The organism is Gordonia zhenghanii (assembly GCF_021738965.1).
In the GTDB taxonomy this organism is placed as follows: Bacteria; Actinomycetota; Actinomycetes; order Mycobacteriales; family Mycobacteriaceae; genus Gordonia; species Gordonia zhenghanii.
On record NZ_JAKKOQ010000005.1, the window covers coordinates 140,951 to 164,182 of the forward strand.

Sequence of the window (23,232 nt, forward strand, 5' to 3'; positions counted from 1 at the left end):
CTTACCGGATGCTGGCACGACTGAGCGACCGGAATCCTGTTCTGGCTCCCGACCAACTCATCGGCGAAATGGTTCCTCCGAGGATGTTCGACGAGGTGAGCTTCGATTCGTACATCCCCGACCCGAACGAGCCGAGTCAGTCGGCTGCGGTGGCCGCGGCCCGCGACTTCGTCGCTCGAGCATCGAAGGTGCGCACGGGAGCCAAGAAGAAGGGTCTGTTCCGCAAGGCGTCGACGCCCGAGGGCATCGGTCTGTATTTGGACGGCGGCTTCGGTGTCGGTAAGACACACCTGCTGGCGTCCGTCTACCACTCGATGCCGGGCCCCAAAGCATTCGCCACGTTCGGCGAGGTGACCAACGTCGTCGGCGCCCTCGGCTACATCGACGCCCTCGAGCGTCTGGCCGATCACAGCGTGCTGTGCATCGACGAGTTCGAGCTCGACGATCCAGGCGACACGATGGTCGTCTCCCGTCTGCTGACCGAGTTGGTGGCGCGCGGCGTCTCGATCGTCGCGACGTCGAACACGTTGCCCGGCCAGCTCGGCGAGGGACGGTTCGCCGCGCAGGACTTCTTGCGCGAGATCCAGAAGCTGTCGGGGATCTTCGAGACTCTCCGCGTCGACGGTCCGGACTACCGGCATCGCGACCTCCCGCCTGCCCCGGAGCCGTCAACGGACGCCCAGCTGGAGGAGCAGGCCGCCGCCACCGATGGCGCGACTCTCGACACGTTCGACGAACTCGTCGCGCATCTGGCCAAGCTGCACCCGTCGAAGTACAAGTCGCTCGTCGACGGCGTCGCCCTCGTCTGCGTCAAGGACCTGCGTCCCGCCTCGGACCAGGCCGTCGCCCTGCGCCTCGTCGCGCTCGCCGACCGCCTGTACGACGCGGAGATCCCGGTCAGCGTGTCGGGCGTGAAGCTCGACGAGATCTTCACTCCGGAGATGGTCGCCGGCGGTTACCGCAAGAAGTACCTGCGTGCCACGTCTCGTCTCCTGGCCCTGTCACGCTTCGCCGAGGCCGACGCGTAGGTCCGTCCGTCGCTGGTAGCGCCCCCGTCCGCTGGTCGAGCCCTTCGGCTCCGCTCAGGAGAACCGGAGTCGAGACCCCCGACCTACACCGACCGGCCCATCACGAAGTCCTGCTCGATGGACCCGTTCATGTCGAATGTCCTGGTGCCGATCTCGGCGAATCCCGTCTTCCGGTAGTACTTCTGTGCGCGGTCGTTGAGTTGGTTGACGCCGAGCCACACGTAGTCGGCTCCGTGGTTGCGTGCGGCGTCGAGCGTCGCCTGCATCAATGCGTGCGACGGTCGGGTCGCGTTGTGTGACGAATGGTGGTCGGGGAGCACATACATCTTCGAGACCTCGGCGAGCGTGCCTGCGGCCAACGCCGCCGCGCCGCTGTCGGTCGACTCGATCGCGGCGAGGACGTCGACGCTGTCGGGCTTCCCGTAGACGATCAGGGCGTAACCGATAACGCTCCCGTCGTCGTCTCGGGCCGCCAGCACCTGTTTGGCGGGATCGGCGATGTACTCGACGAACTTGGCGGGCGATAGCTGTGCGTCGATGTGGGCCGCGATGTCCTCTGGGGACGAGTGCGGCGGACAGGCGAGCGGGAACGTTGCGGCGGCGACGGCGGCCACGTCCTCTGCGTATCCGGGGTCGGTGACGATGTCGACGGTCGGAGAGTTCACTCCTGACATGATAGCGACGCGCGGATCATCCCGGAGACCTCAGCGTTCCTCGAACTCGGCCTGTTCGAATCCGAGGACACTCGCGTTCTCGGAGACAGTGCGCTTGGTGCGGTCGCTGAATCCGTCTGGATTCTCGGCAGTCACCTCGAGTCGGACTTCGAGTCTGCCGTCTCCAGCCAGGTGGCTGAGCACTTCGGTGTAGATCTCGTTGAAGCTCTTCGCCGGGTAGGTGTCGTCGAGGGCGATGGAGCCGAAGAAGCGGCGTTTCCTATTGTCACTCTCGCCTGTCCCGGCGCTGTCAGACCCGTCGTGTCCCGCTCCTTCGTCTCCCGTCCCGTTGCCTCGTCCCCCTGCTCGACGGACCTCCTCGTCGCGTTGACGAACAGCGATGTCGGGCTGGACGATCAGTGTCGAGTCGGAGATGTGGAGGGTCGCTTCGTCGGTCGGCAGGTGCAGACCGATGTAGGCCCCGGCGGCCTCGTCGTATCCGTCGGCGAACGCGAAACCGTACTGCTGCCAGGTGATCGGATCGTCGGCCACCGAGTAGAGGCCGTTGATCAGGACATCGCGGTTCCGCAGGCGTGCCAAGTACGGGTACGTGGCGTAATACCGGAGAAGCTGGCCGACCTCGAGGTGCCCGGACAACCACGCGCTCGACAGAGAGCCTGTCAGGTCGAGCGCGATCGTCGTCGATGCGCGGGTCGTCGCGATGTCCTCGCCGAGTTTGGTGCTGGTGCGGAGGTAGAGATCGGTCGAACTGCCGGTGACGCTGCTGGTCTCGATCCGGTATGTGGCCTCACCCTCGGACTGGTCGGGGTAGAGCGCCCAACTGAATGTCTCAAGGAGCCGGGAATCGACGATGTCATCGCTTGCGCCGCGTCGTTCGACGGCCTGCTTGGTCTGTTGGCCGCCGAGACCGAGATCGTCGGCGCTGTCGGCGACGTACTTCCATGCAAGATAGTTTCGGACGGCGCCGTCGAGTTCGCCGACTCGTTTCTCCTCCGCGGCCAGGAACACGATCGAGTTCTTGAAGGTGCGGATCGCGTTCCCGCGGTTGGCGGTCAGATTCGCCGCCCACGGGGCTGCGGTGAGCTGACCACTGCGAGCGGTGTGCGTGTATTCCATGGGAACCACGACGAGCCGGACCTCGGTCTCATCGGGCACGTCTGCCGAGTCGGGGAACACGTGAATGCCCGCGAAGACCCGGTCGTTGGTCGACTTTCGCTGGACGGTGAGCCGGCGCTCCACTTCGGCCCAGACGTCGGCGGGTGCGAGCCCGGCGGCGTGGTCGCGGGCAGCCCGGGTGACGTTGGCCTGGGTGTCGTACCAGAATCGGGACGACTCCGTGTACAGGTACGTCGACGACCCGGTCAACGCGTCGAGTGCCGAGTGGAAGCTGCCGGGAACGTCGCCGGGGAGCGCAGTGCCGAGGAAGATGCGGGCCTTCTCAGCGCCCTTGTGAGCAGTGTGCAGTCCCGGTGTGGCAGCGATGAACACGGATCGAGCCAGCCTCTGGGAGACTCCCCGCTTGCCGAAGTACTCATTGTCTTTGTCGACGCGATACGGAACCGATTCGGTCCCTGCCACGTCGGTGGTGATGATCGCTTTGAATTCGTCGCCGAGATACTTGGTGATCTCGGAGACCACGTCGGCGTCGCCCAGCGGGACGGTGCCCGGCATGATCAACGCACTCGAATCCTGCGTGCGCCAAAGCGTTCCGACGACTCGGTTCATTAGTTGCAGGACTCCGCGGGTGCGCTGGAAGCGGTCGAGCGTTGACCAGTCCTGGTACAGGCGATCGAACAGTTCCGGGTGGATCGGGTAGCACTGTTTGATCCGGTCGATGTACTGCGAGTCCCGAACCTCGGATGGGAAGTCGGTGTGATGCTTGCGGTAGAAGTCGACGGTCAGCTTGGCGACGTTGTTGATGGTCGCGGAGGCTTCTGCGTCGGGGGCGGCGAAGATGCGCCGCCGCACGATCTCGAAGCTTTCGTGTGCGTTCGCGGGCTGCCATTGATCGGCGGTGCGCCCGACGACGCTCTTCAATCGATAGAGGGCTTCGCGACCGTATTCGCCGCCGACTTCCTCGTCGTTGACGTCATCGTTGTCGCTGGCACTCGCAGATGCGGGGATGGAGATGACGACCTGGATTCCGGGGATCGCGCGTGCGGCTTCGGTGAGCGTCTGGGCGAAGGTGAACTGGGTGTCGAAGTCGCCGGCCGGCAGCCCTGTCGCGTTGACCAGTTGTCGTGCGTAAGCGACCCATTCGTCGATCAGGATGACGGCCGGCGAGTACGCCTCGAACAACTCCCGCAACGACGAACCCGGGTTTGTCGACGAGCGGTCGGCGTCAGCCACGATCTCGTATGCGTCGCGCCCGCCCAACTGCCATGCGAGTTCGCCCCACACCGTGCGGATGTTCGGGCGACTGTCCTCATCGTTCTCGCGGCCCGGCACCATCTGGTTGCCGACGAGTGCGACTCGGCGGACGCCGTGCGGCAGCGAGTCGAGCGGCTGCGCGAGCGGTGCGACGTCGTCGCCGAACGACGAACTCGGCTCGCCGGAGGCGAGATGCCATAGAGCGAGCATCGAGTGCGTCTTACCGCCACCGAAGTTGGTCTGCAGGTTGACCACTGGCGACGCATTGGCGTCGCCGGTCAGGCGAGCGACGTTGCGGGTGATCAGATCGCGCAGCCCTTCGGTCAGGTAGGTGCGCCCGAAGAACTCTGCGGGATCGGTGTACTCGGTCTTGTGGCGGCCGCTCTTGTTGGCAACGGTGTACAGGTCAGCGGCGAACTCGGCGGCGTTGAACTGGTCGCTCTGGATGTCCGGGTGCGGGCTGATCACCTGACGCCAGGCGGGCAAGCTGTCGGACCCGGCTTGCAGACTCGGCTGCTTGCGCGCAGCGCGGTCGTCGGCCTGTCGTGCGCCGATCGCACGCACGTCGTCGCGAAACCTCGCGACCTCTGCGGCTTCTTTCGGTGCACCGATCGCGAGGAGGAAGCGGTGGCAGGTATCGAGGTCGTACGCCGCGTCGTCGTTGGAGAACGGCTCGTGATGTGCGTAGCGGTTGCGCACATCGAGCAGTTGAGTAGCTCGGCCCGTGTCCGCGCGTGACAGCCGCTTGCCGATCGGGTCCCAGCCGCGTTTGAACTTGTAGGGCACGCTGTCGGTGACCATGCGAAGGCTGTCGTACGGGTCGAGGGGACTGTATTTCTTGTCGGAGTGTGCATTGGGCGACTTCACTGCGCGGAGGATCTCAATCCACCCACCGTCGAATCCTTGAGCGTCGAGGTCGGCGCCCACCGTCTCGTCGAGAAAACTGTTCAGTGCGGGTCCGAGAAGCTCTAACGCAGCGTGAATCCGATCCCGATTACTGGCAGCCACAGTTCCTCCAATCTTGAATGCACTACTGAGTGTGCATTCAAGAATGGAGGATATCGGACAGCTCTGACCGAAGCGGGGGCGCGGTGGAACTACCAGTGAGTGGTGGGGCCGCTGACGGTTGCTTACGTCAGCATGCCCTGTACGCCGCCGGAGGTCCGCGCTTGCCGCGCGATGTCGTGCCACGCGGCACCGAGACCGTTGAAGCTGTTCGCGTGCGAGGTCGACTTTCGATCTTCTGCCAGCTTGAACAGCAGGGATGCGAGTTCACGACACAGGTCGGGATCGACGGACTCTGGTACGCGGGCCAGCAGTCCGGCTGCGGCCGGGATGCCTTCGGTGTCGAGTGCGCGGACGAGGTGCATCACGACCTCCCACTCGCTGATCGAGGTGCCGGTCGACGGATCGTAGTCGGCGGCCAGATCGACAGGAGCGATTAGGCCGAACTTGCCGCCGCCCTTGATCGCGATTCCCGAGCGTTCGAGCGCGTTGAGCGATATGCCGCGCGCGTTGGCCAATGACTCGGCGTCGCCGAAGCGGCCCGTATCGAACCCGGTCTGGCGGTACCACGTGAGGGCAAACCGCGTCGGGGCATCGAAGTCGTTCTCCAACTCGCCGAGTACCTCGTCGAGAATGACGTTGATCCGCTCCAATGCGGTGCGGACAGTCATCTTCGATCCGGAGTCCTCGAGGACCGCGCTGTACTCGGAGAAGATCGCCATGCCCGGGCCGATCGCGGCCTGAGGGAGGTCGACGGGAGCGATGGCGCCCTGTTGAAGTTCGCGGAGCTTGTTCGGCAGTTCTCGCCGCAGGCGCGCGAGGAAGCCGCGGCGGTCGATCCGCGGGGCGTTCTCGGGCCGCGGACGGAGGGCGAGAACAATGGACGAGGCGAGAGCATTGGTGCCTTGGCTGAGCATGCGATTGCCGAGTTCGGAACGCATCGGCCACGTGGCGGTGATCTGCCAGCCGGAGGTGATCATCCCTTCGAGCAGGGTCTCCCAACCGGTTGATGCTTGACCAGACTTCGCCGCGTCCTGCTGTTTGAACGCGTAGTAGACGGTGATCGGGAAGTCGTCGAACGCATTCTCTCGCGCGCGCCGGAACACCTCACGGAAGCCGTCCTCGAAGAACTTGTGAGCACCGGCTTTCCCATCGTGGCGGTACGGGTTCGCGACGAGCTCCTCAGTCTTCGGGACGAGCATCGTCGAGAGGATGGAGGGGTGGACGTCCTTCAGGGAACGACGCAGCCACACGTAGAAGAAGTCGGAGAGATCGGAGTAGCCGATGTTATCGTAGTACGGAGGGTCGGTGGAAATGAGCTGATTCGAGATGGTGTCGATTGCGTTGGCCTGACGGGCCATTCCGTGCACTGTGGGACGCAATGACTCGATCGCGCCTGTCACCAATTTGAGATGTGCGTCCCACGATCCGATGGACCGGCCCAAGAAGTTTGGCTCAAGGTAGTCCCAGGTCATGGGAATGGCCTGCCGCGCGAACGTCGAGCGGATCTGCTCATTTCTGTTGTGCCACGTCGTGATCGTCGATCCTTGATCAGTGCACCGGGTGATTGCCAAACCTAGGTATGTTGCTACGGCATCCCCGTACGCAGATGCGTCGGTTCCACCAGCGTCAAGTCGATCCCCACTCGCCATTCCGTGGGCGAGTGCGTCGCGGACGACGAGTTCGCGCACCTCGCCGACGAGGTCGCTGAAAGTTGTGAGTGCGGTGAGCTGGCGTGGAGTGAAGAGGGATGCGAAGGTTGTCATCCCGTAGTTCGGAGTTTTGAAGTCTCGTGGGTTCTTCGGTAGGTCGCCGTCAGGTGTGCTCAACGGCCCGGGTATCGCGACCGCGTTCTGATGCGACTCGGTCGGCTCCAGATAGATCCTTCGTCTCTGTCCTTCTGCAACGGTGGCCATCAACTGCGCGCGGATCTGTCCGGCTTGTCCTTCATTGCGGATGTATCTGAGCGGCACAGCGGTCCCGCAGCGGATGCATGACGCACCCTGCCGTCCGACGGTCCCGTCGCTTTCCGGCGTCGGTGCGTAGGCAAGGTCATGTCCGATCTCATATCGAACGGTCTTGCCATCGACCACCGGCACGACATATGCCTCTTTGGCCTTCTTCTTTCCGAGCCACCAGGATCGGACGAGAGGCATTGCGATCTGGCATTCCGGGTTGGGGCAGGTCACTGTGCGGGCCCAGATCCAGGCGATCACGGTTGCTTCCGAACCGTCTGGCAACGTCGCCTTCGGGTAGAGGTGGCCGATGCGTCTCTCGGCTTCGTCGCGCATCCATTGGCCGTACCGTCGCACGTCCTCGGCGAGCCCAGTTGCGCGGGGCCAGTCCTGAATGGTTTCATCGGCGGCGCAGGGGAACACAGGTCGCTGATCGGCGAATTTCGGTGGTATCTCGATCAGTGCTTTGTTGAGGAGGACTGCAACCGGGTTGAGGTCTGTAGCGAGAACATCGAGGCCAAGTCGCTGTGCCTCTATCGGGATTGAACCGCCGCCAGCGAACATGTCGAGTATGGGCGGCGGGTTCCCGTTCGTCGATTCTAGAATCTTTGCTCGCGCCGCTGCGATCGCGGAATCGTCACCGGTGCGGTCGTATGAGGCAAGCCTATCGATGAGGTGAAACAGGTCTGCGCGCTCCGCGTCCTGGAGTTCCACAGTCGGATAGAGATCTGGTCGGTATTTGGGATCGTCGACGAGCTGGGCAAACAAGATCGCACGGGTCGTGGGTAGTGGTCGCCGGGCCCACCAGTAGGCCATGCTCCATGGATGCGCTGTTGGGCGCTTACGCGCGGACTCCTCGTTGATCTTCTGCAGGGGGATGCTGACCTCGATCAACTTACGACGACCAACTTGTTGTGCATTACTCGACACGGTTCCTCAGTTCAAGACTTGGGGTGGAGGTGAACGTTACAGAATTGCACAACGAAGTTGTCATTACTCAACGAGGGGGATGGATCGGAAATTTTCTATTGATTTACCAGCGCCGACGCATTAGAATCGAATGTATGTTCGAACACGAATACGAGGTCGCCATGAGGACAACGCTGAGAGACCAAGCGGCGTCGACCATCTCGGTCGAGGGCGACTCGATCGTGATTCGGATCGCCATGCCTCAATCAGAGGACGGGGTCGAGGCCGACCAGGCGGCGCTGCTGCAGTTCGCAGCTCGTGCGGACTCGTTCCAGGGCTTCATGCTGTGGCAGCGGTATGTGGCCGCGTACCGGGTGTGGCAGAAGAAGGTCAACGTCGCTGACGCGGTCGGCGCGGACAGCTTCTCGCGCGTCTACGATCCGATGTGCCAGACAGCTGCGTCATACGCAGTCCTCACTGGTTCCAAGCAGTACACCGCTGAGCGGTTCGTCGATCGCGCCATCGCCTGCGTCGAGCGAGTCCCCGAACTCGGCAAGCTGATGCGCGACGGTGTCATCACCCCGGTCTGGTTCCACGCCGCGCTTGCCCAGACCGAAGCCGTGCTCGACGATGACGTCCTGGCCGTCATCGATCACGAGTCGGCCAACCGGCTGCGCGGAGTGGGAGGACTCTCCAAGGACCGCGTCACCAAGATCGTCAACGGGATCGTCGCCGAGCACGACGCTGACGCTGCTCGCGCAGCCCGCGAAGCGGCCAAGATCAGCAAGCGGGTCATCACCGCGCCCGTCGACGGCGAACTCAGTGGCATCACTATCACCGCGACCACCGAGGACGCTGCCCTCGTCATGCGCTCTCTCGACGCCGTCGCTGAGGGGGTGTGCGCCGACGATCCCCGCACCAAGCAAGTCCGTCGTTCGGACGCAGCCGTCGCGCGATTGAGCGGCGCACAGTTCACCTGCCGGTGCGGCAACGACAAGTGCCCGGCCCGTCTCTCCGACGACGAGGTTGCCGCGCGTTGCGCCAAGATCGTTCTCCACGTGGTCGCCCGCCGCGAAACCCTTACCGGCGAAGCTGAAACTCCCGCTTACCTCGACGGGTTCGGTCCGATCAGCGGCGACCACGCACGCGAGATCGCGGGCCGAAGCGATACCGTCGCGCGCGATCTCGATATCGGAGATCTGATGGACGGCAGCGCGCAAGCAGGAAACGGTTACCGACCGACCGCAACCTGTGACACCGCGGTCCGGACGCTTCACGGCCAATGCTCGATGATCGGTTGCGACGCACCGGCGTGGGAATGCGACCTCGACCACGTCCAGGAGTACGACCATATCGATCCTGCGTCAGGCGGACCGACCTGTCCGTGCAACCTCAATCCGAAGTGCCGCTTCCATCACGGACTCAAAACCCATGTTCCAGGTTGGGTCGACGACCAGATCGTCGACGCCAACGGCACCATATGGACAGAGGTCACCACCCCGGAAGGCCTCACCGTCCGCAGTCAAGCGCTCAACACCTGGCTCCTGCCCGAACTCGGTCTCCTGCCGTGCAACCATCCCGCACCGACGCGCGGAGCGCGACACGAGGTCGGCCCGGGGCCGCAACGGGAGCTGACCCGGACTCAGGCCAAACACCGCTACCGGATGCAGATCCGGGCGGCCAACCGCCGTGCCCGCGGTGCAGAGGAAGCGGAGTTCGCGGGATGGGGCGAACCGCAGTTCTGACGCGGTCGTCCGACTCCGCTCAGTGCGGCGCCGAGGCTTTCCGCCACAGTTTCGGCCAATCGAGTTGGACGCTGCTCACGTCCACATCACCCAACTCGACGTCGTGGAAGTAGTTCGTCAGGTATCTCACCTCGTCGAACTCCGGTCCCTCCGGACTCACGGCGACCAATGCCAAGCGGTGATTCTTCCCGGAATTCCGACCGTGCATCACCTGGTTGTACGAGACCGTCACACTGTCCGCACCCGCGATCCGCCCCTTCACCTCGATGAAGATCGACGGCGGTCGCGAGCGGTCCGACAACCGAGCAGACGTCGACAGTACGTCGTACCCCTTGTTGTTGTGCGGCATCTCCTCGGCAGAACGCCCCAGGCGATGCTCCGCAGCCAACACCGCTGCCACCGCGCGTGCATCGGTCAGCATCGTGTCCTTCGCATATCGGCCGACGTCGCCGCCCACGAATCCGGCAGGCACCACGACAAACGCAGTCTCCACACGTGGTGGACGCGCCGACAGCGCCCGTTCGTCAGCCAACTCCGTCAACCGATGCGACAGCCGAGCCTCCAACTCACGAGCCTGCCTGGTCAGCCGCTCCGGACTGATCCGGCGCCGCCGGCGCGAAACCTGCCCCGACGAGGCCTCCTCGCGGCGTCGCGCTGCCTCCGCATCCAGATAGTTCACTTGCTCGACCAGTCTCGATCGCACGGCCGCCTCCACCCGATCTACTTCCGGGAAGATCCGATCGCGGACCTGCGAAAGGTGCGCCGGAACTCCGGTGCCCGTCAACCATCGGGTTGCGTCGTCCGTGAACGACGATCCGAGCGCGTCGACCGCCTTCTTCGCGAGCGTGGGGTCGGGAAGCGGCTGCAAGTCGAGTTGAGGCGCGGTACCTGCGTCAATCACCGAACCGTCCGACGACACTGACACGAACGAGAAGCGCCGACCGACTACGCAGCCCGCTCCGTCGACGACCTCGGAGGTCACCGCGACTATGACGCGTGGCGTCGTCCCAGGGTCAAATGGGTCGAACAGTGTCGAGCCTGCGACGAGCAGACTGCGGTCGCGCTCCACCAGGGAGTCGAGCAGCGTGTCGAGCAACGGATGCCCGGGAGCCAGAAGATCGGCACGCGTGGCCGCCGATGACACAGCAGTCGGCTCGAATGTGACCCGCTCGTACGATCGGGTCACCGGTCGCCACGCATGCTCGCGACGGGCCGGACGGTTCCGTAACGACGCCGGAACGTTGGAGATCTGGAAGCGATTCTTCTCCCGCTTGATCAACCGTCCGCCGAACGTCGCGAACGCACTGGCGAAGAACTGTTCGATGTAGTGCGGTTGCAGACGGCGGGCTGTCGCCTCGTCCATCTGCCTTCGGAGCCGATCCAGCTCGAGCGGTTCCAAGGTCTCGCGTGCCAGAGCGCGCTCGGACACCAACGCCTCACAGCCCGCTGCCACCTCGGTGTCGACGACGCGTTCGATCTCGTCGAGCCGTGCCGGGTCGTCGCCGTAGAGGACTGCGTCCCACAACAGGTCTCGGAGAGGCTTCCCGCCGAACGCTTCCTCGCCCAGGACGTCGAACAGCTTGCCGCCGTACGCGGCTCGTTGTTGTTCCATCTTCGACAGGAGCCGCGTATACACCTGTCCTTCTCGGGTGTCCGACGCGACGATGTTCCACAGCCGGCAGACATTGCGCTGACCGATACGGTGAATGCGCCCGAAGCGCTGCTCCAGCCGGTTCGGGTTCCACGGCAGGTCGTAGTTGACCATCAGGTGAGCGGCCTGCAGATTCAAGCCTTCGCCAGCAGCATCGGTTGCGACCAGAACCAACCGCTCGGGCTCGTTCGTGAACTGCTCGCGCACCGCGACCCGATCGGTCCGTCGTGTGCCGCCGTGGATGGTCAGTACGGCATCGTCGGACCCGATTACATTGCGGATCTGGGCGACGAGGTAGTCGAGAGTGTCCCTGTGCTCGGTGAACACGATCAGCTTGCGAGGCACCCCGCCCGCATCCCGCAGCAGTCCACGGTCGGTCAGCAGGCCTCGCAGCTCGGCCCATTTCCGGTCGTCACCGCGATCGCGGACGCGAGTGGCGAGGGCGACGAGGTCCGTGAGAATTGCGATTTCGGTATCCAGCTCGGCGACGGTGCGGGCGGCCGTCGCGGCGTCCACGACCTCCTCCTCCAACTGTTCGAACTCCTCGGCGCTGAACTCGTCGGGATCGTCGAGAAGATCGGGGGAGGGAAGTGAGACTCGGTCGTCGACCGGAATGCGACCGGCGATGAGATCGGCTCGGCGCGAGGCCAATCGGTCTCGACGCCTGATCAGACTGCGCAAGACCGCATGAGTACTCGACGCGAGACGCCGCTGCAGGACCGTCAACGCGAACCCGACTGTGCGGCGTTTCGGCGAGTCCGGTGACGATTGCGCACGGTTCATCTCTACGCGGACGTACTGCGTGACGGCCTCGTACAGTTCGCTCTCACCCGCAGACAACTCGTAAGGCACCGTCTCTGCGATTCGTTCCGGAAAGAGTGGCCGCCCCTCGAAAGTCAGTAGTTCCTCCTTGATCATGCGACGCATCAGACCGGAGGTGTCGACAGATGCGTCGCCGCGTCGCCGACCAGCGAAACGGTCTTCGTCAAGCAACGAGAGGAACAGCTCGAAATTGTCGTCGTTTCCAGCATGGGGTGTGGCCGTCATCAGGAGGAAGTTGCGAGTGACCGAACCCAGGACCCGACCGAGTTTGAATCGCTCGGTCTCCCGAACCTCCAGATCTGACCCCTGCCAACTCGCCGACATCCGGTGCGCTTCGTCGACGACGATCAGATCCCACTCGGTGTGTTCGAGATGGCCGATCAACTCGGGGTCGCGTGCGAGCTGATCCATGCGGGCGATCATCAGCGGATGCTCGCCGAACGGATCGCCGCCGGGACTCACGTTGATCAGCTCTCGGGTGAGTAGTGTCGTGACCATTCCGAACTTGGTGAGCAGTTCCTCCTTCCACTGCTCGACCAGTCCGCCGGGCGCGACGATCAGCATCCGCGTCAAGTCGCCACGGAGCTGTAGCTCTTTTGCGTACAGGCCGGCCATCACAGTCTTGCCTGCACCGGGGTCGTCGGCCAGTAGAAATCGAAGCGGAGTCCGTGGAAGAAGTTCGCCGTAAACCGCCCGGATCTGGTGGGGTAGTGGCGAGATGTCGCTGGTGCCGACGGCTGCCATCGGGTCGTGCTCGGCCGTCTTCGAGATGCGAAGTGCCTCCGTGGCGATCCGGAACGCGGCAGGGTCTGCGTCGAACGTCCACGAGGTGGCCGACGTGGTCTCGATGACGATCCGCGAGAGATCGTCGGCGAAGACGAGTTCTTCGCGGACGCCGAGCCGGGAATCGCGGACGACGAGTGTTGCCGCCGCATCGCCTGACGGCGTCACGGCGATCAGATCGACCGAATCACGCCACCGACCGGACAGGCGTTGGCCGGAACGTAACTCCGAGAAGGAAACGATCGCCATGATGCACACCATAGTGTGCAGTTCTGACAATGCTCTCGACCACCGTCCTCGTTGTCGAATCCGTCTACTTCCGTCGGAACCAACCGCGCTTGCGTTCGGGCTCCACGGCGGTCGCGGCGACCGGCTGTTCGTCGCCGGCAGCGAAGGTCAACTGCAGAACCGTCTTCTCCGGGTTCAACGCAGACGGTGCATGCAGAGCGAACAGTTCGGCGTCGTCGGTGGTGCCGAGCGAGTCGCCGTCGCCGATCACAGGTCCGCTCTGCAGCTGGTAGATCGCGATGTTCGCGAGCCGCGCGAATGTCTCCTCGGCCGATTCGGGCGACTCGACGATCTCGATGTCCATCAGACCGAGCATGTCCAGACCGCGGGTATGTCCGGTCATCACTCCGTCAGCGCTGCGCGGAGCGACGTTCAACGCGACCCACGCTGGCAGGATCGGATCGGGGAGCGTCTCGAGCGTGAGGTCTCGGAAGATCTCGGGCACGATCACGTGATTCGCGCTGCCGAAATAGACAGCGACGATGGAGTCGCTCACCGCGATGGCCGAGGCGATCGCCTTCGACAGGAGCGCGGCATCCGAGATCGCCGTCAGATGTGAAGCGGCGTCACCGCCCGGACGGATCACGCTGATGATCGTGTGCGCGTCGTACGACGTCGGGACGGCTGTCGAATCCGGCCACAGGCGGCTGTACTGAGCGATCTCGTGGAGGTCGTCGCCCACCGGGGCCGGAACGCTCATCACCGCGATCAACGCGTCGTCGTACGACAGCGTGAGCGGACGGTCCTCGTCGACGCTCTCGGGAGCATCGACGGACAGCGAGTCCGGCTTCAGGTCGGGGAAGTCGGCGAGCATCTGCTGCCTGAGCCTCTCACCCGTGAGGTCCGGGTCGAGTCGGCTCTGGAACAGCATCGCGAGGCTTGGCACGGCTATGAAGTCCTTACACTGGGCGATCGGGGGCGACGAAGGCCGGAAACAGGGCTGAGCGGTCGTCGGGCACGCGACCTGCGCACAGGGAGTCGGTGCGGTCGATCGCCCGGTGACCGGCGTTCTTCACCCGCCAGAGTACGTGGGCTCCGCCATCGTGCTCGGGGCCGCCCTGCAGCGTGCCCGCCGGTAGTCCGTTCGTGGGAACTACGGCGGAAATGGCAACGGTTTGACGTCGACGAACTGCCGCATCCAGTCCTTGGTTCGCCGTCGACGAACTCGACAACAGGCAGGCTCCGCTGCCGTAGCAGGAGGTGCTCGGACCGAACGACCTCGCCGTCACGCAGGCCGGTCGGATCCGGCTGACGCCGCTCGACACGAGAAAGAGTTCAGCCCCGGCCGTGGAAGGCCGGGGCTGTACTCATTGATGGTGCGCGATACAAGGATTGAACTTGTGACCTCTTCCGTGTCAGGGAAGCGCTCTCCCACTGAGCTAATCGCGCAAGTCTTGTGAAGTTGTTCTCCAGTGGAGGTGGCGACGGGAATCGAACCCGTGTGCACGGCTTTGCAGGCCGTTGCCTCACCACTCGGCCACGCCACCGTGACGAGATTTCTTATCGAACTCGTTTCCGAGCGGATGACGGGATTCGAACCCGCGACCCTCACCTTGGCAAGGTGATGCGCTACCAGCTGCGCCACATCCGCACCGCATGGCCGAACTGTTGTCGGCCAGCGAGAAGAAACTCTATCCGGTCGTCGTCGCCGATGCCAAATCGGGTGGTCGGGGATATGAACAGCACCTGCATTCGACGTCCGAGGAACGGTAAGGAGAGCGTGAAAACGACGAAGACCCGCTCGAATGAGCGGGTCTTCGTCGATGGTGCGCGATACAAGGATTGAACTTGTGACCTCTTCCGTGTCAGGGAAGCGCTCTCCCACTGAGCTAATCGCGCGGGATCAATCTGTGGTGGAGGTGGCGACGGGAATCGAACCCGTGTGCACGGCTTTGCAGGCCGTTGCCTCACCACTCGGCCACGCCACCACGAGGCGAGAAACTCGCTCCGAGCGGATGACGGGATTCGAACCCGCGACCCTCACCTTGGCAAGGTGATGCGCTACCAGCTGCGCCACATCCGCATGCTGGTGAGCTCGCCTTGTGGGCTGCTCGCCAGCGGACAGAACACTATAGGTACAGACAGCGTGATGACAAATCGGCTGGTGAGAGAGTTACAGCTATGTGTTTCTGCACATGAAGGAGCTCGTTGACCGGGTGGGGCGCCGTCTGGAATGGGCCTTCGACGGCGGATCCGGCAGGCCGTGAGGGGATTTGCCGTGCCTGCGCGAGAGTGTGTAGTCTCATCCCTCGTGCGAAGCGCTGCGCTGCAGCTGCTGCGCGACAACTCGATACGGTCCCGTGGCTCAGTGGAAGAGCGTCCCGTTCACACCGGGAAGGTCGCTGGTTCGATCCCAGCCGGGACCACAAGGTGAAACGCCCGACATCAATCGATGTCGGGCGTTTTTCGTTGGTGCAGTGTGCCCCCCCGGGGCGGTTGTCGCACGCTCAAATGCGTCGTCGCGCTCTCAATACGTTTCCGCATGCTCAGCACAGGCTGCTAAGACACATTGAGAGTGCGGCGCGGTAGGTGATGGGGCGGGGTGTCTCGACTTCGCTCGACCGGCGGAACGGCTCGACCGGCGGGGGCGGCTCGACTGGCGCGAGCAATGCGGCGCGGCGAGCGTCATGACCTGGACGAACAGGGCAGACGGGAAGGTTCGGTCACGACTGTGTCTGCACGTGTCCGAGGCAGGGGGTGGACGTACCATCGTGTGGTGAGAGACCGCTCGTCGATGCGCTCGACGACTACGACGCTGATCGTCATCGCGGCGTGCGCCGCGGTGCTGGCTGTCTGCTGGCACATCTGGGCAGCACCGTTCAACGACCCGGTGTACGGACTGTTCCACAACGGCATCGACACCCGCGTGTACCGCGGCGCGGGAACTGCAGTGTGGAACGGGAATCCGCTCTACGACCTGCCCGTCTACAAGATCTGGCGCTTCACGTACACGCCGTTCGCGGGACTCCTGATGGTGCCGCTTGCCGGATTCGGCGCGCACACCGCACTGCTGCTGTGGAACATCGGCAATGTCGTGAGCCTGCTGCTCGTGATCGGCGTCTCGATGCACGCGATGCGATTCCGGGTCGACGCACGGCTGGTGGGATTCACGGTCCTGGCGGCGATCGCGTCGACCGTCCTCGAACCCGTTCACACGACCCTCTGGAACGGGCAGATCAACCTCGTCCTCGCGTTGGTCGTGATCCTCGACCTGAGCGTGCGGAGTGAACGACTTCGTGGCCTGGGCGTCGGCCTCGCCGCCGGAATCAAGCTGACCCCGCTGTTCTTCGTCGCCGACCTGCTGTCGACCAGACGGTTCCGTGCTGCTGCGATCGCCGTCGCCACGTTCGTCGTGACCGTCGTGGTCGGTGTCCTCGTTCTCGGCGACGAAGCGACACGCTTCTGGACCGACCAGGTGTCCGAGACCAAACGCATCGGTCGGCTCGACGCGTCTGCCAACCAGACGTTCCACGGCTACTTCGCACGGCTCGAGACTTTCGATGTGGCGCACCCGCCGTCGTGGCTGTGGTTGCCCGTCGGATTCGTCGTCGGAGTTCTCGGGCTGTGGGCGGCGCATGTCGCGTACCGAGCCGGAGCCAACCTCCTCGCGATCTCGATCACCGGCATGACGTCCTGCGCGGTCGGCCCGTTCTCCTGGGGGCACCACTGGGTCTGGGTTGTGCCACTCCTGTTGGTCGCAACCGTGCACGCCGCCGACCAGGCGCGCCGTGCGCGGCCGGTGACCTGGGCGTGGTGGACGGCGCCCGCCGCGATCGTGGCTCTGACCTTCGCGTACACGCAGCCGACTGTCGTGCCGATCCTCGGGTCGCGAGGCGAGTTCCTCGACGGCATGGTGTTCGGGGCGTTCCGCGGGTTCATCAGTTCGCCGACGGCGGGCTGGCACCTGCCGTTGCAGTTGCTCGCGAGTGGCGCCTATCCGATCGTTCTTCTCGGCACGATCGCCGTCACGCTGGTGTGGACCAAGCGGTCACGACGGGTCGAGAGCGATCCGGAGGCGACGATCGCGCCGTCTTGACAAACGTTCGGACGCCGACGTTTCATATCCGAGAACGGTTGTTATCAGATACGCCGGCGTGGTGCCGGTCGAAGGGAAACACATGGATGTGGAGTGGTCCCCGGCAGACATCGCATTTCGCGACGAGGTCCGGGCCTTTCTGGATGAGAAGCTGACGCCCGACCTTGAGCGGGCGGGCCGATTGATGACCAGCGTCTATTCCGACCATGAAGCATCGATGGCGTGGCAGGGGATCCTTCACGAGCGAGGATGGGCCGCACCCGCGTGGCCGGTCGAATACGGCGGCTGCGAGTGGAGTCTCACCCAGCACTACATCTTCAGCCGTGAGATGACCCTCGCCGGCGCGCCTGCGCTGTCGCCGATGGGCATCCGGATGGTCGCCCACGCGATCATGAAGTTCGGAACCGAAGCGCAGAAGGACTACTTCCTTCCGGGAATTCTCACCGGAGACGTCTTCTTCTGCCAGGGCTACTCCGAGCCGGAAGCCGGCTCGGACCTCGCGTCGCTCAGTATGGCGGCCGTCGACGACGGTGACCATCTGGTCCTGACCGGCAGCAAGATCTGGACGACGCACGCCACCGAGGCGAACTGGATGTTCGCATTGGTCCGCACCTCACGCCTGGAACGCAAACAGCAGGGCATCACCTTCATCCTCATCGACATGACGTCGCCGGGCATCGAAGTGCGGCCACTCGTCATGACATCGGGCGAAGAGGTGCAGAACCAGGTCTTCTTCGACCAAGTACGCGTCCCCAAGTCGGGTGTCCTCGGCACGATCGACGACGGTTGGTCGGTCGCCAAATACCTCCTCGAATTCGAACGCGGTGGCGGCGCGGCCGCCCCCGCACTCCAGGTGATGCTCGAGAACCTGACGTCCGACGCCACCGAGCAACGAACCCCCGGCGGCGCGCGCCTCGTCGACGATCCGCTGTTCGCCGCGAAACTCGCGGACGCCCGCATCCGCACCGAGGTGCTCGAGATCCTCGAGTACCGCGCGCTGGCCACCGTCGCCGCGGGAAAGAACCCAGGCCCGGCGTCGTCCATGGGCAAGGTGCTCGCCACCGAACTGAGCCAGGCGATCACCGAACTCGCCATGGAGGCCGCCGGCCGCTACGGACGCGCCTACCAGCCGCACGTCGCTGCGCCGGGCGGGCCGATCGCCGAGTTCACGCCGCCCGTCGACGGATACGCGGGAGGTGAGCCCTGGCAGGCCGTCGCGCCACTGCACTACTTCAACGACCGCGCTGGATCCATCTACGCGGGCAGCAACGAAATTCAACGGAACATTCTCGCTAAAGCAGCTTTGGGGCTCTGACACACATGGACTTCGACCTCTCCGCAGAGCAGCAGTTGCTGCGTGACGGACTCACTCATTTCCTCGCCAACCGGTACGGGCTCGCGGCATCGCGGACCGCGGTCAAGACAGGTGCCGGATGGCAGCCAGAGACATGGAAGGCGTTCGCCGAAGAACTCGGCATCCTGGGCGCCACGCTGCCCGAATCCGTCGGTGGCATGGGCGGTGGCCCGGTCGAGACGATGGTCATCGCCGAAGCGCTCGGCCATGCACTCGTCGTCGAGCCATACGTCAACACAGTGGTCGTGGCGGGCGGACTTCTCGCCCGGATCGGCTCCGACGTCGCGAACGCCGTCGCCGAACAGATCGCGGCAGGCGACGCGATCGTCGCACTCGCGGCGGCCGAGGACTCGTCCGACGACCTGACCTCGGTCTTGACCACCGCTCGGCGCGACGGCGACCAGTGGGTGCTCGACGGCTCCAAAGCGCTGGTCGTCGACGCACCGCTGGCGACCCACCTGATCGCAACCGCACGGATCGACGACGAAATCGGCCTCTTCGTCTTCCCGTACGACGATGCGGCGGACGGCGTCACCGCGCACGCGATTCGCACCGTCGACGACCGCCAGGCGGCCGACATCGTGTTCGAGGGCCTTCGGGTCCCGAGCGATGCACTCCTCGCCACCGGCGACGAGGCGGCCTCCGCGCTGGAGCGGGCCGTCGACGACGGGGCTGCGGCGATCTGCGCCGAAGCCGTCGGCGCGATGCGCAAGGTACTCGACGACACCGTCGAGTACAGCAACCAGCGTCAACAGTTCGGTGTGCCACTGAGTAGCTTCCAGGTGCTGAGCCACCGCATGGTCGACATGTTGATGGAGGTCGAACAAGCTTCTGCCGCATCACTTCTCGCGACTATCAGACTGGACGCCGCCCCGGAGGCACGAGCGCGCGCAGTGTCGGCGGCCAAGGTCACCGTCGGCCGCGCAGCCCGCTTCGTCGGTCAGAACGCAGTGCAGTTGCACGGCGGAATGGGGATGACCGAGGAACTCGCGATCGGCCACTACTTCAAACGCCTGGCCGCGATGCAGTACGAGTACGGCAGCACCGACCGCCACCTCGCGCGCTATGTGGAGTTGACGACGCCGCCTCGCTGAACGGGGTGGTGTTGTTGATCGAGCGGGGATCTCGACTCCGCTCGATCAGCAGGTGGGGATCTCGACTCCGCTCGATCGGCAGGTGGGGATCTCGACTCCGCTCGATCGGCGTGCGGGTGCGGTCCGGCGATGCTCGGAGCGAACCGATACCATCAGGCTCGACAGTTTCATGTCGTCAGTCCGAGGAACACAGGAGTCTGCAAGTGCCCGACAACGTCGCGTCCGTCCAACGAGTTCGCCTTCCCGAGACCGTGCGGGTTCCGGCGGGCACTACGGTTGGCGCAGCGATGCGGGACACCGAACTCCCCGAGGGCCTTGAACTGCCGAACAAGGGACCGCAGGCCGTCGTCGTCGTCCGAGAGGCCGACGGCACGCTCCGCGATCTGTCGTGGACGCCCGACACCGACAAGTACGTCGAGCCGGTGACCGCCGACTCCGACGACGGTCGTTCAGTGATCCGCCATTCCGCCGCGCACGTCCTCGCCCAGGCGGTGCAGGATCTGAATCCGAAGGCGCAGTTGGGGATCGGGCCGCCGATCGCCGACGGTTTCTACTACGACTTCGCCGTCGACGAGCCGTTCACGCCCGACGATCTCAAAGCGCTCGAGAAGTCGATGCGCAAGATCATCAAGTCGGGGCAGAAGTTCTCTCGTCGCGTCTACGAGTCGAAGGACCAGGCGCGCGAAGAACTCGCCGACGAGCCGTTCAAACTCGAGTTGATCGACGACAAGGGCGCAGCCGACGACGACGAGATCATGGAGGTCGGCGGGGGAGAGCTCACCGCCTACGACAACCTGAATCCGCGGACGGGCGACCGCGTGTGGGGCGACCTGTGCCGCGGCCCGCATGTGCCGACAACCAAGTACATTCCGGCGTTCAAACTGACCCGCAGCTCGGCCGCCTACTGGCGCGGCGACCAGAGCCTGGCCGACCTCCAGCGCGTGTACGGCACCGCGTGGGAGTCGACCGAGGCGATGGACCTCTACCTGGACCGGCTCGCCGAAGCCGAGAAGCGCGACCATCGTCGCCTCGGCAGTGAACTGGATCTGTTCAGCTTCCCCGACGAGCTCGGTTCGGGACTGCCGGTGTTCCACCCCAAGGGCGGCATCATCCGCAAGGAGATGGAGGACTACTCGCGCGAACAGCATGCGGCCGCCGGGTACGAGTTCGTCAACACCCCGCATGTCACCAAGAGCAATCTGTTCGAGGTGTCCGGACACCTCGACTGGTACGCCGACGGCATGTTCCCGCCGATGCAGCTCGACGCCGAGTACGACGAGAACGGCGAGATCCGCAAGCCCGGCCAGGACTACTACGTCAAGCCGATGAACTGCCCGATGCACAACCTGATCTATCGTTCGCGTGGCCGTTCGTACCGCGAGCTTCCGCTGCGACTGTTCGAATTCGGGTCGGTGTACCGGTACGAGAAGTCCGGCGTCATCCACGGCCTGACTCGCGCACGCGGTTTCACACAGGACGACGCGCATATCTTCTGCGCGCAAGAACAGGTCGTCGACGAGCTGACGACGACGCTGAACTTCGTGCTGCAACTCCTCAAGGACTACGGTCTCGACGACTACTACCTCGAGCTCTCGACGAAGGACCCGGAGAAGTATGTCGGCGAGGACGACGTCTGGGACGAGGCGACCGAGACCCTGCGCAAGGTCGGCGAGGGCTCCGGTCTGGAACTCGTCCCCGATCCCGAAGGCGCCGCTTTCTACGGTCCCAAGATCTCCGTGCAGGTCAAGGATGCGCTCGGACGCACCTGGCAGATGTCGACGATCCAGCTCGACTTCAACCTGCCCGAGCGTTTCGACCTCGAGTACACGGCATCCGACGGCACCAAGAAGCGGCCGGTGATGATCCATCGCGCGCTCTTCGGCTCCATCGAGCGATTCTTCGGCGTTCTCACCGAGCACTACGCCGGGGCCTTCCCGGTCTGGCTCTCGCCAGTCCAGGTGGTCGGCATCCCCGTGGCCGATACGTTCGCAGGCCACCTGCAGACGACGATCAACCGGCTCAATAGCCGCCGGGTGCGCGCCGAAGTCGACCACTCGGACGACCGGATGCAGAAGAAGATCCGCAACCACACCACCGCCAAGGTCCCGTTCATGCTGCTCGCGGGCGAACGCGACGTCGAGGCCAACGCGGTGAGCTTCCGGTTCCGCGACGGTACTCAGCTCAACGGGGTGGACGTCGACGACGCGGTGGTGGCGATCGACGAGTGGGAGGAGTCGCGCCGCAACGACTCGCCGACCGCCGACACGATGCGCGAGTTCCTGGAGCTCGTGCGGAAGCGCCGATGACCGCGGCGGACGGGTCGGCGCGCGAGGCGCTCGAACGACTCTGGACGCCGCACCGGATGAGCTACATCACGGCGGCGGCGCCGAAGAAGGCGTCCGACGGCGGTGAGCTCACCGGGCACCCGTTCCTCGACATCCCGCGAATGACCGACGAGGAGGGTTTGATCATCGCGCGCGGCGAATCCGTCTACGCAGTGCTCAACCTGTACCCGTACAATCCGGGCCACACGATGATCGTGCCGTATCGGCAGGTGGCGGACCTGGAAGATCTGACCGTCGATGAGTCGCACGAGCTGATGGCGTTCACCCAGCATCTGGTCCGAGTCATCAAGTCCGTGTCGAATCCGGACGCGTTCAACGTCGGACTCAACCTGGGCGCCGCCGCAGGCGGCTCGCTCTCCGAGCATCTGCATCAGCACGTTGTGCCACGATGGACGGGCGACGCGAACTTCATCACCGTCGTAGGCGACACCAAGGTGATGCCACAACTGCTTCACGACACACGCGCGCTTCTCGCGCAGGCGTGGACGGACCTCGGGGGACCACACAGTGCTTAGCATCAAAGGCCGGGCATCGGTGTCGAAGGTGACACTGCCGATCGGCCGAGCCCTCATCCGCACCGGCCTGACACCGGACCTGATGACGATCATCGGCACCGTGGTGACGGTCGCGGCATCGATCTGGCTGTTCTCGCAGGGCCACCTGTTCGCGGGGACACTCGTGACCTGGGCGTTCGTGATGTTCGACATGCTCGACGGCGCGATGGCTCGCGCACGCGGCGGCGGCACCCGGTTCGGTTCGGTGCTCGACGCGACCTGCGACCGGATCGCCGACGGCGCGATCTTCGGCGCCATCGCCTGGTGGGCCGCGGTTCAGGAACCGCACCAACTCCTGCTGATCGCGACCATCATCTGTCTCGTGACGTCTCAGGTGATCTCGTACGCGAAGGCGCGCGCCGAGGCCGCGGGACTCAACGGCGACGGCGGACTCATCGAACGACCCGACCGGTTGATCATCGTGCTCGTCGGCACCGGCCTCACCGACTTCCCCGGCCTGCACTGGTGGTGGGCCGTCCACGTCGCGATGTGGGCGCTCGCCGTACTGAGCCTGATCACCGTCGCACAACGCATGTGGTCGATCTACTGTTCGCCTGGCGCACGTGATCTCATTCCGGCCGCTCCCGCTGCGGCCGACGATTCGACTGAGGAGGCCTGA

General features: G+C 64.5%; 13 protein-coding genes and 7 tRNA genes. 9 read left to right on the forward strand and 11 right to left on the reverse strand.

What is annotated here, in order from left to right:
* Positions 1-8: 8 nt before the first annotated feature.
* Complete coding sequence (gene zapE / locus L5G32_RS05405) at positions 9-1,028, forward strand: cell division protein ZapE (RefSeq protein ID WP_237010001.1); 1,020 nt, start codon at positions 9-11, stop codon at positions 1,026-1,028.
* An 83-nt stretch (positions 1,029-1,111) separates the two neighbouring features.
* Here zapE and L5G32_RS05410 read toward each other — a convergent pair whose 3' ends face one another.
* The 3 genes from L5G32_RS05410 to L5G32_RS05420 form a co-directional block, all read right to left on the reverse strand.
* Positions 1,112-1,702: a GNAT family N-acetyltransferase gene (locus L5G32_RS05410; RefSeq protein WP_443669355.1), complete on the reverse strand. Its 591-nt coding sequence runs from the start codon at positions 1,700-1,702 to the stop codon at positions 1,112-1,114.
* A gap of 30 nt (positions 1,703-1,732) precedes the next feature.
* On the reverse strand, positions 1,733-5,080 hold the full coding sequence (locus L5G32_RS05415; RefSeq protein ID WP_237010003.1) for a DUF499 family protein: 3,348 nt from the start codon (positions 5,078-5,080) through the stop codon (positions 1,733-1,735).
* 122 nt (positions 5,081-5,202) lie between these two features.
* Entirely contained in the window at positions 5,203-7,962 is a 2,760-nt protein-coding gene (locus tag L5G32_RS05420) for a DUF1156 domain-containing protein (protein ID WP_237010004.1), read from the reverse strand.
* A gap of 134 nt (positions 7,963-8,096) precedes the next feature.
* Between L5G32_RS05420 and L5G32_RS05425 the strand changes: the two genes are divergently transcribed.
* The gene (locus L5G32_RS05425) at positions 8,097-9,686 is read left to right on the forward strand and encodes a DUF222 domain-containing protein (RefSeq protein WP_237010005.1); all 1,590 of its coding nucleotides are present in this window, start codon (positions 8,097-8,099) and stop codon (positions 9,684-9,686) included.
* Positions 9,687-9,705: 19 nt separating this feature from the next.
* Here the strand turns inward: L5G32_RS05425 and L5G32_RS05430 are convergent, their stop codons facing one another.
* The 8 genes from L5G32_RS05430 to L5G32_RS05465 form a co-directional block, all read right to left on the reverse strand.
* Positions 9,706-13,191, reverse strand: coding sequence for a helicase-related protein (locus L5G32_RS05430; protein ID WP_237010006.1), 3,486 nt, complete (start codon positions 13,189-13,191; stop codon positions 9,706-9,708).
* Positions 13,192-13,255: 64 nt separating this feature from the next.
* On the reverse strand, positions 13,256-14,116 hold the full coding sequence (locus L5G32_RS05435; protein ID WP_237010007.1) for a DUF4261 domain-containing protein: 861 nt from the start codon (positions 14,114-14,116) through the stop codon (positions 13,256-13,258).
* A gap of 428 nt (positions 14,117-14,544) precedes the next feature.
* Positions 14,545-14,619 (reverse strand) — tRNA-Val (locus L5G32_RS05440).
* A gap of 24 nt (positions 14,620-14,643) precedes the next feature.
* Positions 14,644-14,717 (reverse strand) — tRNA-Cys (locus L5G32_RS05445).
* A gap of 31 nt (positions 14,718-14,748) precedes the next feature.
* Positions 14,749-14,821: transfer RNA gene (locus tag L5G32_RS05450), tRNA-Gly, on the reverse strand.
* A 173-nt stretch (positions 14,822-14,994) separates the two neighbouring features.
* Positions 14,995-15,069, reverse strand: a tRNA-Val gene (locus tag L5G32_RS05455).
* A gap of 15 nt (positions 15,070-15,084) precedes the next feature.
* Positions 15,085-15,158, reverse strand: a tRNA-Cys gene (locus L5G32_RS05460).
* 22 nt (positions 15,159-15,180) lie between these two features.
* Positions 15,181-15,253 (reverse strand) — tRNA-Gly (locus L5G32_RS05465).
* A 271-nt stretch (positions 15,254-15,524) separates the two neighbouring features.
* On the opposite strand from L5G32_RS05465, the gene L5G32_RS05470 reads away from it, so the two are divergent.
* The 7 genes from L5G32_RS05470 to pgsA all read left to right on the forward strand — a co-directional run bounded on the left by L5G32_RS05470 (position 15,525) and on the right by pgsA (position 23,232).
* Positions 15,525-15,596 (forward strand) — tRNA-Val (locus tag L5G32_RS05470).
* A 350-nt stretch (positions 15,597-15,946) separates the two neighbouring features.
* Complete coding sequence (locus L5G32_RS05475; protein WP_237010008.1) at positions 15,947-17,266, forward strand: glycosyltransferase 87 family protein; 1,320 nt, start codon at positions 15,947-15,949, stop codon at positions 17,264-17,266.
* Between the two features lie 82 nt (positions 17,267-17,348).
* Positions 17,349-18,581, forward strand: a complete 1,233-nt coding sequence (locus L5G32_RS05480; protein WP_237010009.1) for an acyl-CoA dehydrogenase family protein — start codon at positions 17,349-17,351, stop codon at positions 18,579-18,581.
* 5 nt (positions 18,582-18,586) lie between these two features.
* A complete protein-coding gene (locus tag L5G32_RS05485; RefSeq protein WP_237010010.1) occupies positions 18,587-19,714 on the forward strand; it encodes an acyl-CoA dehydrogenase family protein in 1,128 nt (375 codons plus the stop codon).
* Positions 19,715-19,917: 203 nt separating this feature from the next.
* The gene (gene thrS / locus L5G32_RS05490) at positions 19,918-22,020 is read left to right on the forward strand and encodes a threonine--tRNA ligase (RefSeq protein WP_237010011.1); all 2,103 of its coding nucleotides are present in this window, start codon (positions 19,918-19,920) and stop codon (positions 22,018-22,020) included.
* Positions 22,017-22,574 carry an ATP adenylyltransferase gene (locus L5G32_RS05495; RefSeq protein WP_237010012.1) on the forward strand — a complete coding sequence of 186 codons (558 nt, stop codon included), beginning with the start codon at positions 22,017-22,019 and terminating at the stop codon, positions 22,572-22,574. Before thrS ends, L5G32_RS05495 begins: the two co-directional genes overlap by 4 nt.
* Complete coding sequence (gene pgsA / locus L5G32_RS05500; protein WP_237010013.1) at positions 22,567-23,232, forward strand: phosphatidylinositol phosphate synthase; 666 nt, start codon at positions 22,567-22,569, stop codon at positions 23,230-23,232. Before L5G32_RS05495 ends, pgsA begins: the two co-directional genes overlap by 8 nt.

What these genes read in the sequence shown, in the direction of transcription:
- zapE (WP_237010001.1), top strand. Translation starts at nt 9, where the DNA reads ATGCTGGCACGACTGAGCGACCGGAATCCTGTTCTGGCTCCCGACCAA.
- L5G32_RS05410 (WP_443669355.1), bottom strand. Translation starts at nt 1,702, where the DNA reads ATGTCAGGAGTGAACTCTCCGACCGTCGACATCGTCACCGACCCCGGA.
- L5G32_RS05425 (WP_237010005.1), top strand. Translation starts at nt 8,097, where the DNA reads ATGTTCGAACACGAATACGAGGTCGCCATGAGGACAACGCTGAGAGAC.
- L5G32_RS05430 (WP_237010006.1), bottom strand. Translation starts at nt 13,191, where the DNA reads ATGGCGATCGTTTCCTTCTCGGAGTTACGTTCCGGCCAACGCCTGTCC.
- L5G32_RS05480 (WP_237010009.1), top strand. Translation starts at nt 17,349, where the DNA reads ATGGATGTGGAGTGGTCCCCGGCAGACATCGCATTTCGCGACGAGGTC.
- L5G32_RS05485 (WP_237010010.1), top strand. Translation starts at nt 18,587, where the DNA reads ATGGACTTCGACCTCTCCGCAGAGCAGCAGTTGCTGCGTGACGGACTC.
- L5G32_RS05495 (WP_237010012.1), top strand. Translation starts at nt 22,017, where the DNA reads ATGACCGCGGCGGACGGGTCGGCGCGCGAGGCGCTCGAACGACTCTGG.